Annotated in this window: 8 protein-coding genes and 1 pseudogene; 7 read left to right on the top strand and 2 right to left on the bottom strand. The window is 72.4% G+C overall.

Going from position 1 to position 10269, the window contains the following annotated elements:
• From GB864_RS16965 to GB864_RS16950, 4 genes are all read left to right on the top strand, one after another.
• A partial coding sequence (locus GB864_RS16965) for an ABC transporter permease subunit (protein ID WP_160426874.1) occupies positions 1 to 845 on the top strand: 845 nt, incomplete at its 5' end.
• Positions 846 to 895: 50 nt separating this feature from the next.
• A complete protein-coding gene (locus tag GB864_RS16960; RefSeq protein ID WP_160426873.1) occupies positions 896 to 2272 on the top strand; it encodes an FAD-dependent oxidoreductase in 1377 nt (458 codons plus the stop codon).
• Positions 2273 to 2371: 99 nt separating this feature from the next.
• Positions 2372 to 3598: a sensor histidine kinase gene (locus tag GB864_RS16955; RefSeq protein ID WP_160426872.1), complete on the top strand. Its 1227-nt coding sequence runs from the start codon at positions 2372 to 2374 to the stop codon at positions 3596 to 3598.
• 25 nt (positions 3599 to 3623) lie between these two features.
• On the top strand, positions 3624 to 4283 hold the full coding sequence (locus GB864_RS16950) for a response regulator (RefSeq protein WP_160426871.1): 660 nt from the start codon (positions 3624 to 3626) through the stop codon (positions 4281 to 4283).
• Between the two features lie 71 nt (positions 4284 to 4354).
• On the opposite strand, the gene GB864_RS16945 is transcribed toward GB864_RS16950, so the two are convergent.
• The gene (locus GB864_RS16945) at positions 4355 to 4924 is read right to left on the bottom strand and encodes a YceI family protein (RefSeq protein ID WP_160426870.1); all 570 of its coding nucleotides are present in this window, start codon (positions 4922 to 4924) and stop codon (positions 4355 to 4357) included.
• A 140-nt stretch (positions 4925 to 5064) separates the two neighbouring features.
• Between GB864_RS16945 and GB864_RS16940 the strand changes: the two genes are divergently transcribed.
• From GB864_RS16940 to leuA, 3 genes are all read left to right on the top strand, one after another.
• Positions 5065 to 5826 (top strand): ABC transporter ATP-binding protein, encoded by a 762-nt coding sequence (locus tag GB864_RS16940; RefSeq protein WP_160426869.1) that lies wholly within the window; start codon positions 5065 to 5067, stop codon positions 5824 to 5826.
• On the top strand, positions 5823 to 7220 hold the full coding sequence (locus GB864_RS16935; protein WP_160426868.1) for an FtsX-like permease family protein: 1398 nt from the start codon (positions 5823 to 5825) through the stop codon (positions 7218 to 7220). Before GB864_RS16940 ends, GB864_RS16935 begins: the two co-directional genes overlap by 4 nt.
• Positions 7221 to 7535: 315 nt before the next feature.
• On the top strand, positions 7536 to 9305 hold the full coding sequence (gene leuA / locus GB864_RS16930; RefSeq protein ID WP_160426867.1) for a 2-isopropylmalate synthase: 1770 nt from the start codon (positions 7536 to 7538) through the stop codon (positions 9303 to 9305).
• Positions 9306 to 9477: 172 nt separating this feature from the next.
• Here leuA and GB864_RS16925 read toward each other — a convergent pair.
• Positions 9478 to 10212 (bottom strand): annotated as a pseudogene (locus GB864_RS16925) (FGGY-family carbohydrate kinase); the annotation flags it as partial.
• Positions 10213 to 10269 lie beyond the last annotated feature (57 nt).

The following is a 10269-nucleotide window of genomic DNA, read 5'->3' as shown; positions in this document are numbered from 1 at the left end:
AGGTGCCGTTCGACTCGGACTACAAGTTCATGGCGACCTTCCACCGGCTCGAGCTGGAGGGGCGCGAGCGGTTCGTCGAGGTCGTCAAGGGCGGGCCCGTCGTGCTGCTCGTGGCCGTGTGGCAGGCGTACGTGGTGATCGTGCAGCCGCGCCCCGACATCGTCCCCGGACCGCTGGACGTGCTCGGCGCGTTCGGCAGCGCCTGGGAGTCCGGCCGCCTGCAGGAGTCGGTGGCGACGAGCCTCGAGCGCGGCGGCATCGGCTTCCTCATCTCCGTCGTCGTCGCGACGCCGATCGGACTCCTCCTCGCCGAGAGCCGTCCGATCCGCCGGGCGGTCGGCCCCATCGTCTCCGGCCTCCAGGTGCTGCCGTCGGTCGCGTGGGTGCCCGCCGCGATCATCTGGTTCGGCCTCACCGACGCGACGGCGTACTTCGTCGTGCTCATGGGTGCGATCCCGTCGATCGTCAACGGCCTCGTGGCGGGCGTCGCGCAGGTGCCGCCGCTGCTGCGCCGGGTCGGCACCGTGCTCGGGGCGAACCGGTGGGAGCTCGCGACCCGCATCGTGCTGCCGGCGGCCCTCCCCGGCTACGTCGCCGGCCTGAAGCAGGGCTGGGCGTTCGCCTGGCGCTCGCTCATGGCCGCCGAGATCATCACGACGGGCGGCTCGATCGGGTTCGGCCTCGGCACGATGCTCGATCAGAGCCGCCAGCTCGCCGACCTCGCGGGCGTCCTCGCGACGATCCTGCTCATCCTCGCCATCGGCATCCTCGTCGAGCTCGTGGTCTTCGCACCGCTCGAACGCCGGATGCTCCGCCGCCGCGGACTCCTCGAGACCCGCGGCTGAGCGCGCCCGCGCACGAACCGACCACTCCACTTCCGAGAAGGAACGACCAGATGACCCTCTCCCTCCGCGTCGCGATCATCGGCGCCGGTCCCGCCGGGATCTACGCCGGCAACCTGCTCGCCGCGGCCGTCCGCGACCAGGGCGGCGACGTCGACATCGACCTGCTCGAATCGCTGCCCGCCCCCTACGGCCTCATCCGCTACGGCGTCGCTCCCGACCACCCGCGCATCAAGGGCATCGTGAACTCGCTTCACGAGATGCTCGATTCCGGCAGCATCCGCTTCATCGGCAACGTCGAGGTCGGCCGCGACGTGCAGGTCGACGAACTGCTCGAGCACTACGACGCGGTCGTCCTCGCGACGGGCGCGATCCGCGATGCGGCGCTCGACATCCCCGGCATCGGGCTGACGGGTTCGTACGGCGCCGCCGACTTCGTCAGCTGGTACGACGGTCACCCGGACGTGCCCCGCACGTGGCCGCTGGAGGCGCGGGAGATCGCCGTCCTCGGCAACGGCAATGTCGCCCTCGACGTCGCCCGTGTCCTCGCGAAGCACCCCGAGGACCTGCGGAGCACGGACGTGCCCGCGAACGTGTACGCGGGCCTCGCGGCCTCGCCCGTGACCGACGTGCACGTGTTCGGCCGTCGCGGACCCGACGCCATCAAGTTCACCCCGATCGAGCTGCGCGAGCTCGGCGAAGTGCCCGGCGTCGACCTCGTCGTCCACGACGAGGACTTCGTCGGCGTCGACGCGGCGGCCGCGCCGAACAACCAGCTCAAGATCATGCTCCGCACGCTCGACTCGTGGCGGTCGCGGCCGTCGACGGGCGCGAGCCGTCGCCTGCACCTGCACTTCCGCAGCGCGCCGGTCGAGGTCCTCGGCGCCGAACGCGTCGAGGCCCTGCGGATCGAGCGCACCGAGCCGGTGCCGGGCGAGCCGGGCGTCGTGCGCGGCACGGGCGAGTTCCGCGACCACCCCGTGCAGGCCGTCTACCGGGCCGTCGGCTACTTCGGGTCCCCGATTCTCGGCCTGCCGTTCGACGAGCGACGCGGCGTCATCCCGAACGAGGGCGGCCGCGTGCAGGGGGAGACGGGCGCCGTCCCCGGCGTCTACGCGACGGGCTGGATCAAGCGCGGTCCCGTCGGCCTCATCGGCCACACGAAGTCGGATGCGATGGAGACCGTCGCGAACCTCGTCGAGGATGCCCTCGCCGGCCGGCTGCGTCGGCCCGAGTCCGGGCCGGACGACGTGCTCGCGCTCCTCGACGAGCGCGGCGTCGAGCGCACCGACTGGTCCGGCTGGCTCGCGCTCGACGCGCACGAGCGGGCGCTCGGCGAGAGCGACGCCTTCCCGCGCGAGCGCGTGAAAGTCGTCCCCCGCGAGGAGCAGACGACGCGCGCGCGCGCCGCGGTCGTCGCCCTCGGCTGACACGTCCCGGCACGGCCGGCCGCCCGGCGGCGGTCCGCCTCGCGGATGATTCCGCCGGTCCGCCGGGATTCCGGTGCGCCGCCGACGTAGCGTTGGAGGATGCAGGGCATCTCGCGGGCACGGCAGACGGTGGATATCGTCCTCGCCGCGGTCTTCGCGCTGCTCGGTCTGCCGTTCGCGTTCGGCACCGTGGGCGCGCTCGGCGAACCGTGGACCGTGGTGCTCGTGCTGTTCGCGTTCTCGGCGGCGCTCGCCCTCCGGCGCCGCAACGCCGGGTTGGCCCTCGCGATCGGCTGGGGCGCCGCGCTGGTGCAGATGTGCACGCTGAGCGAGGTGCACTGGGCCGACGCCGCCGTCCTCGGCATCCTCTACTCGACCGCGGCGCACGGGGGCCGCACGGTCCGGTGGCTGGGCCTCGTGTCCGCCGCGGTCGGCGCCTTCGTCGCGACGACGTACCTGATGTGGCTGCGCCCCGTGCTCCTCGGGCACGATCCCGCCCTCGGCGGCCCCGCCGAGTTCGTCATCGTCGTCATCGTCTTCGTCGGCATCCTCTCGCTGCTCGTGCTCTCGTGGGTGACGGGCCTGCTGGTGCGCACCGTGCGCCAGCACCGCGACACGGCCCGGCGCGAGGAGATCGCCAAACGCGAGCGCGAGCTCGTCGAGTACCGCTACGCCGTCGAGCAGGAGCGCAATCGGATCGCGCGCGACATGCACGACGTCGTCGCGCACTCGCTCGCCGTCGTCATCGCCCAGTCCGACGGCGCCCGCTTCGCGGCGGCGACGCAGCCGGAGCGGGCCGTGGAGGCGCTCGGCACGATCGCGCAGGTCGCCCGCGGCGCCCTCGGCGACGTGCGGCTGCTGCTGGCCGAGCTCCGCCACGACGAGGGCAGCGCGCCGCAGCCGGCCCTCGACGACCTCGCCGATCTCGTCGAACGGATGCGCGGCGCCGGCCTCGACATCGGATTCGCGGAGACGGGGGAGCGTCGTCCGCTCGGAACCGGCCACCAGATCGCTCTCTTCCGGATCGCCCAGGAATCGCTCACCAACGCGCTCCGCCACGGCGTTCCCGGTTCGCCCGTCTCGCTCGAACTCGTGTGGGACGACGCGGGCGCGGTCCTCACGACCGCGAACCGGATGCCCGACGGGCCGGCCCCGCGCGCGACGCCGTACCACCACGGCATCCCGGGGATGCGCGAGCGCGCCGTCCTTGCCGGGGGTTCGCTCTCGGCCGAACCGGACGGGGCCGGTCGATTCGTCGTCCGGGCCGTCATCCCCGCGCAGGCCGGAGCACGTCGCGCCGCCGCCGCGGGCGGAGCGCCGTCATGAACCCCCGTCTCGAAGGAGCATCCCGGTGAGCATCCGCGTCGCCCTGGTCGACGATCAGGCCCTCTTCCGCGCGGGCGTGCGCATGCTCGTCGACTCGCAGCCCGATCTCGACTTCGCCGGCGAGGCCGGCGACGGCGCGGAGGCCGTCGCGCTCGCCGAGCGCTCGCAGCCCGACGTGATGCTCATGGACATCCGGATGCCCGTGCTCGACGGCATCGGTGCGACCGAGCGCATCCTCGCCGAGGCGGCCGCGGCGGGACGGACTCCGCCGCACATCCTCGTGCTGACGACGTTCGACCTCGACGAGAACGCCGCCCGTGCAATCCGGGCCGGGGCGAGCGGGTTCGTGCTGAAGGACGCCGATCCGGAGTTCCTGCTCGCCGCGATCCGCACGGTGCACGCCGGCAACCAGGTCGTGGCGGCGAGCGCGACGCGCGAGCTGTTCCAACGGTTCGGGCGATCCGAGGGCCGCGCGCCGGCGCCCGTCGCCTGGGGCGAACTCACCCCTCGCGAGCGCGACGTGTTCGCGCTCGCGGCCAAGGGACTCTCCAACAGTGAGATCGCTGCGGCCGAGTACCTCTCCGAGACGACGGTGAAGACCCACATCAGCCGGATCCTCGGCAAACTGGGCCTGCGCGATCGAGTGCAGCTCGTCGTCTTCGCGTACGAGCACGAGCTCGGCTGAGCGTCCGGGAGTCGAACGCTCCCGGACGCGGTCCACCGCGGGCCCGCCCCGAGGCGGGTCGCGGCGCGGCGTCAGGCCGCGGCGTCCTCGACGGCGCGCTTGACGGCCGAGATCTCGAACTCGAGGGTGATCTTCTCGGAGACGAGCCAGCCGCCCTTGTCGAGCGCGACGTTCCACTCGAGCCCGTACTCGCGACGGTCGATACGGCGCGAGCCCTCGAAGCCGGCGCGGAGGTCGCCGTTGGCGTCGGTCTGCACGCCGATGAACTCGATCGGGACCGTGATCGGCTTCGTGACGTCGCGGATCGTGAGCAGCCCGGACACCACGAGGGCGTTCTCGGAGATCTCTTCGATTCGGTCGCTGCGGAAGACGATCTCGGGCCACTGCTCGGCGTCGAAGAAGTCGGCGCTGCGCAGGTGGTCATCGCGCTGCGTGTTGCGGGTGTCGATGCTCGCGACCGAGAGCGAGACGACGGCGCTCGCGTTGCTCGGGTCGTCCAGGTCGACGTGCAGGCTGCCGGAGACCTCGTTGAACGCGCCGCGGACGTTGGTCACCATGGCGTGCTTCGCGCTGAATCCGATGCGGGTGTGTGCGGGATCGAAGTCCCAGTCTCCGCTGAGGTCGGGTCCGTTCTCGGTCATGGTCCCCCTATCGGTCGTGGCATGGCCTCCGACATCCTCTCATCCCGAACGGGGGTCACGGTCCACTCATCCGATCGGATGACGTCGAAGGGCACCCGCGACGGACGCGCGCGCACGGTCCGCTCCGTAGCGTCGAAGGCATGCAGATCACCCCGTCCGACCTCGGACTCATCGCCCGCGCCGTCGGCCTCACGAAGCGCTACGGCTCCGCCGCCAACCCCGTCACCGCGCTCGACGACGTCAGCCTCGGGCTGCGCCGCGGCGAGTTCACGGCGATCATGGGCCCATCGGGCTCGGGCAAGTCGACGCTCATGCATCTGCTCGCGGGTCTCGACCAGGCGACGAGCGGGCAGGTGTGGCTCGGCGACACCGACATCACCGAACTGCCGGATGCGGCCCTCACCGTGCTGCGCCGCCGTCGCATCGGATTCGTCTTCCAATCCTTCAATCTCGTGCCGACCCTCGACGTCGAGGCGAACATCCTGCTGCCCTTCGAGCTCGACGGCCGCAAGCCCTCGGGCATCGAGCGCGCGTGGATCGACGAGCTGGTCGACGCCCTCGGCCTCCGCGCCCGCCTCCGCCACCGCCCGCACGAGCTCTCCGGCGGTCAGCAGCAGCGCGTCGCGATCGCGCGGGCGCTCGCCACGAAGCCCGACCTGCTCTTCGCCGACGAGCCGACCGGCAACCTCGACTCCCGCACCGGTCGCGAGGTGCTCGCCCTCCTCGCCGACGCCGCGAAGACCCACGGCCAGTCGATCGCCATGGTCACGCACGACCCGGTCGCCGCGTCCTTCGCCGACCGCATCCTCTACCTCTCCGACGGTCGGATCGTCCGCGACTCCGTGCGTTCGACGCCCGAGGAGATCTCCTCGTACATGCTCGCGATGGAGGCGGCCGCGTGAACGGCAGGCTCCGGGATCACGGCTCGACCCTCCTCGTGGCGAGCCTGGCATCGGGCTTCGGCGTCCTGCTGCTGCAGGTGACGGGCATCCTCGGCGCGGTCGTGCTCGCCGACGACACCACCGGCTCGAGCGCGACGGTGAAGACGATGCTCGACGTCGTCGCCCTCGTGTTCGTCGCGATCGCCGTGTACGTGGCGGCCGTCACGACGGCGAACACGGTCGCCACGATCGTCGCCGGCCGCACCCGCGTCATCGCGCTGCTGCGCCTCATCGGCTCGAGCGCGCGCACGCAGCGCGCCACGATCGCCCGCGAGGGACTCGTCGTCGGGCTCGTGGGGGCGGTCCTCGGCGCGCTCGTCGGCACGGCGGCCGCGTGGGGGATCGGCGCCGTCGGCGTCGCGACCGAGCAGATCCCCGCCTTCGAGTACTCCTACTGGACCCCGGTGCTGCTCGTGCCCATGGTCGCGGTCGTGCTGACGACGTGGCTCTCCGCGTGGACCGGTTCGCGCCGCGTGCTCGCCGTCCGTCCGGCCGAGGCGCTCGGCAGCTCCGGCGAGCAGTCCGCCGAGGAGCTCGGGCGGCGCACCGGCCGTACGGCCACCGGTGTCACGCTCATCGTGCTCGGCGTCCTCGCGCTCGCCGGCGGCGTGCTGGTCGGCCTCGTGCACCCCGCGGGCGTCCTCGTCGGCGTCGTCGGCGGCATCCTCTCGTTCACGGGCGTCGTGCTGGTCGCCGACCGCATCATGCCCGCGGTGCTGCGCGCCGTCGGCCGCTGGTTCGGCACGACGCCGCCCGCGCGGCTCGCCGCGGAGAACGCCGTGCGCAACCCGGAACGCTCGACCCGCATGACGATCGGGCTCGTGATCGGCGTGACGCTCGTGACGATGTTCGCCGTCACGATGGAGACCTATCGCGACGCGATGTACGCCGTGATGGAGGGCCAGGAGAACGTCGAGGCGATGCTCGGCCCCGTCATCGACGGCACGGTCGCCGTGTTCTCGGTGCTCGTCGGGTTCAGTGCGCTCATCGCGGCCGTCGGCCTGGTGAACACCCTGTCGGTGAGCGTGCTGCAGCGCACCCGCGAGATCGGCCTGCTGCGCGCCCTGGGGTTCGACCGTCGGCAGGTCCGCGTGATGATCCTCGCCGAGGCGGCCGCGCTGACCGTCGCGGCGACGCTCACGGGACTCGTGCTCGGCTTCGTCTACGGGTGGGCCGGCGCCCAGGCCATGCTCGGCTCGATGACGGGCGAACCCGCGCTTCTGGCGCCGGCGGTGCCGTGGGTCGTGCTGGCGATCATCGTCGTCGCGGCGGCCGCGCTCACCGCGCTCGCCTCCCTCGCCCCGGCCCGCCGTGCGGGTCGCGTCTCCCCGGTGGTCGCGCTCGCGGTCGAGTGAGGATGCTTCCGGCCGCGGTGCGGCCGGACGAGGTGCGCCGGGTTCGGGTTCCCGGCGCGTGCCCGGCGGGGCGGACGTGCAAGGGCGTCCGTCCCGCCGCTTTCGTTCCCGAGCCGTCGCGGACGCCGTGACCGCGTGTCATCGACTTGCAGGATCGCCAGGCGGCGGTGCTACCCTGCCAAGGTGCGTCGCACCGAGCTCCTTCTCCTTAGCTGCCGCAGCGGGTCCTAGTTTCCAGGCCTCACTCGCTGCGGAGTCCGTCGTCGGCTGAAACCCACGAAGCTGAAGCACAGCGAATGAGAGTGAAGTAGAGCAATGCGAAACGCACAGCAGTCCTCCGGGATGCCGATCCACCGGTACCGCCCGTACCACGAGCAGATCCGCGTCGACCTGCCCGACCGCACCTGGCCCGACCGCCGCATCGAGGTCGCGCCCCGTTGGTGCGCCGTCGACCTCCGCGACGGCAACCAGGCCCTCATCGACCCGATGAGCCCCGAGCGCAAGCGCATCATGTTCGACCTGCTGGTCAAGATGGGCTACAAGGAGATCGAGGTCGGATTCCCGTCGGCCTCGCAGACCGACTTCGACTTCGTGCGCAGCCTCATCGAGGAGGGCGCGATCCCCGACGATGTCACCATCCAGGTACTGACCCAGGCGCGCGACCACCTCATCGAGCGCACGTACGAGTCGATCCGCGGCGCCAAGCAGGCGATCGTGCACCTGTACAACTCGACGAGCATCCTGCAGCGCGAGGTCGTCTTCCGCACCGACCGGCAGGGCATCATCGACATCGCCCTGCACGGCGCGCGCAAGTGCCGCGAGATGGAGTCGACCGTGCCCGGCACGGCCGTCTACTACGAGTACTCGCCCGAGAGCTACACGGGCACGGAGCTCGAGTTCGCCGTGGACGTTTGCAACCAGGTGCTCGAGATCTTCGAGCCGACGCCGGAGCGCAAGGTCATCATCAACTTGCCCGCGACCGTCGAGATGGCGACGCCGAACGTCTACGCCGACTCGATCGAGTGGATGAGCCGCAACCTCGCCTTCCGCGAGAACGTCATCCTGTCGCTGCACCCGCACAACGACCGCGGGACCGCCGTCGCCGCCGCGGAGCTCGGCTACCAGGCCGGCGCCGACCGCATCGAGGGCTGCCTCTTCGGCAACGGCGAGCGCACCGGCAACGTCGATCTGGTGGCGCTCGGCATCAACCTGTTCACGCAGGGCGTCGACCCGCAGATCGACTTCAGCGACATCGACGAGGTCAAGCGCACCGCCGAGTACTGCAACCAGCTGCCGGTGCCCGAGCGCAGCCCGTGGGCCGGCGACCTCGTCTACACGGCCTTCTCCGGCTCCCACCAGGACGCCATCAAGAAGGGCTTCGAGGCCATGGAGGCCCGCGCCGCCGCCGAGGGCGTGACCGTCGACGACCTCGAGTGGGCCGTGCCGTACCTGCCGGTCGACCCCAAGGACCTGGGCCGCAACTACGAGGCGGTCATCCGCGTCAACTCGCAGTCGGGCAAGGGCGGCGTCGCCTACCTGCTGAAGAACGACCACGCGCTCGACCTGCCGCGTCGCCTCCAGATCGAGTTCTCGGGCGTCGTGCAGGCCAAGACGGATGCCGAGGGCGGCGAGGTCACGAGCGAGCAGATCTGGAGCGTCTTCACCGACGAGTACCTGCCCGCTCCGGCGGAGCGCCCCGACGACAAGTGGGGCCGATACGAACTGCTCTCGCTCTCGACGCAGTCGGCCCTCGCCGGCGTCGTCGACGTCACGGCGGGCCTGCGCATCGGCGACGAGCGCGTCGAGCGTGCGGGCACGGGCAACGGCCCGATCGCCGCGTTCCTCGAGGTGCTGCGCGCCGAGGGCGTCGACGTGCGCTTGCTCGACTACTCGGAGCACGCGCTCTCCGCGGGCGGCGACGCCGTCGCGGCGGCGTACGTCGAGTGCCAGGTCGAGGGCCGCACCCTGTGGGGCGTGGGCATCGACGCCGACATCGCGACCGCGTCGCTGAAGGCCGTCGTCTCGTCGGTCAACCGCGCCCTGCGCCTGGCGGCTCCGGCCGCCGCGGAGTTCGCCGCGGTCTGATCCCGTTGCGCTCTCCCCGCGCGCGCCGAGCCACGAGCCTCGGCGCGCCGGGAGCCGCAGCGGCACGACCACGCGGCGCCCGCCCGCGCCGGACACGATCCGGCCGTGGAACGTCGAACGGCCCGCCTCGGAGTGCTCCGGGGACGGGCCGTTCGTCGTGCGTGCGTGCGGTTCAGACCGCCGAGCGGGCGGCGTACTGCGAGCGGATGACCGGCCGGCGGTCCGCCGCGGGGGCGTCGCGCAGCGCGAGCGGCCACTCGGGGCGCTGCCCGGTGAGCGCCCACGCGGCCTGCACCGCGGCGCCGCCGGCGACGTACTCGCCGGGCTCCGGGAGCTCCAGCACCGCGTCGAACACCTCGGCGGCGACGCGCGCGACGGCGGGGTTGCGCGCCGCACCGCCGATGAGCCGTACCCGCTGCACCGGCGCGTCGAGCCGGCGGATCGCCTCGAGGCCGTCGGCGAGGCCGCAGAGCATCCCCTCGATCGCCGCACGCGCGAGGTTCGGGCGCGTCGTCGAGCCGAGGGTCAGCCCGAAGAGCGTCGCCGTCGCGTCCGGCAGGTTCGGCGTGCGCTCGCCCTCGAAGTAGGGTTGGAGCACGAGGCCGCCGGCGCCCGGATCGGCCTCGAGCGCGAGCCGGCCGAGTTCGTCGTGGTCGACGCCGAGGAGGCCGGCGACGGCGTCGAGCACGCGCGCGGCGTTCAGCGTCGTCACGATCGGCAGGAAGGCGCCCGAGGCATCCGCGAAGCACGCCGCCGTGGCGGTGTCGTCGGCGAGGGCGCGCTCGGACACCGCGAACACGGTGCCGCTCGTGCCGAGGGAGACGACGACGTCGCCCGGCCGGGCGTCGAGGCCGAGCGCGGCGGCCGCGTTGTCGCCGGCGCCGGGGCCCACGAGGATGCCCGCCGGCACGCCGGGCGGAGCGGGAGAGCGCACGCCTGAGCCCCAGCCACCTTAGGCACCGCG

Origin of the sequence: Agromyces seonyuensis (genome assembly GCF_009789225.1) — a bacterium.
Classification (GTDB): Bacteria; Actinomycetota; Actinomycetes; order Actinomycetales; family Microbacteriaceae; genus Agromyces; species Agromyces seonyuensis.
Note: the sequence above shows the minus strand (reverse complement) of the source record. Positions and strands in the feature narration are given on the sequence as shown.

What these genes read in the sequence shown, in the direction of transcription:
- GB864_RS16960 (WP_160426873.1), top strand. Translation starts at nt 896, where the DNA reads ATGACCCTCTCCCTCCGCGTCGCGATCATCGGCGCCGGTCCCGCCGGG.
- GB864_RS16955 (WP_160426872.1), top strand. Translation starts at nt 2,372, where the DNA reads ATGCAGGGCATCTCGCGGGCACGGCAGACGGTGGATATCGTCCTCGCC.
- GB864_RS16945 (WP_160426870.1), bottom strand. Translation starts at nt 4,924, where the DNA reads ATGACCGAGAACGGACCCGACCTCAGCGGAGACTGGGACTTCGATCCC.
- GB864_RS16940 (WP_160426869.1), top strand. Translation starts at nt 5,065, where the DNA reads ATGCAGATCACCCCGTCCGACCTCGGACTCATCGCCCGCGCCGTCGGC.
- leuA (WP_160426867.1), top strand. Translation starts at nt 7,536, where the DNA reads ATGCGAAACGCACAGCAGTCCTCCGGGATGCCGATCCACCGGTACCGC.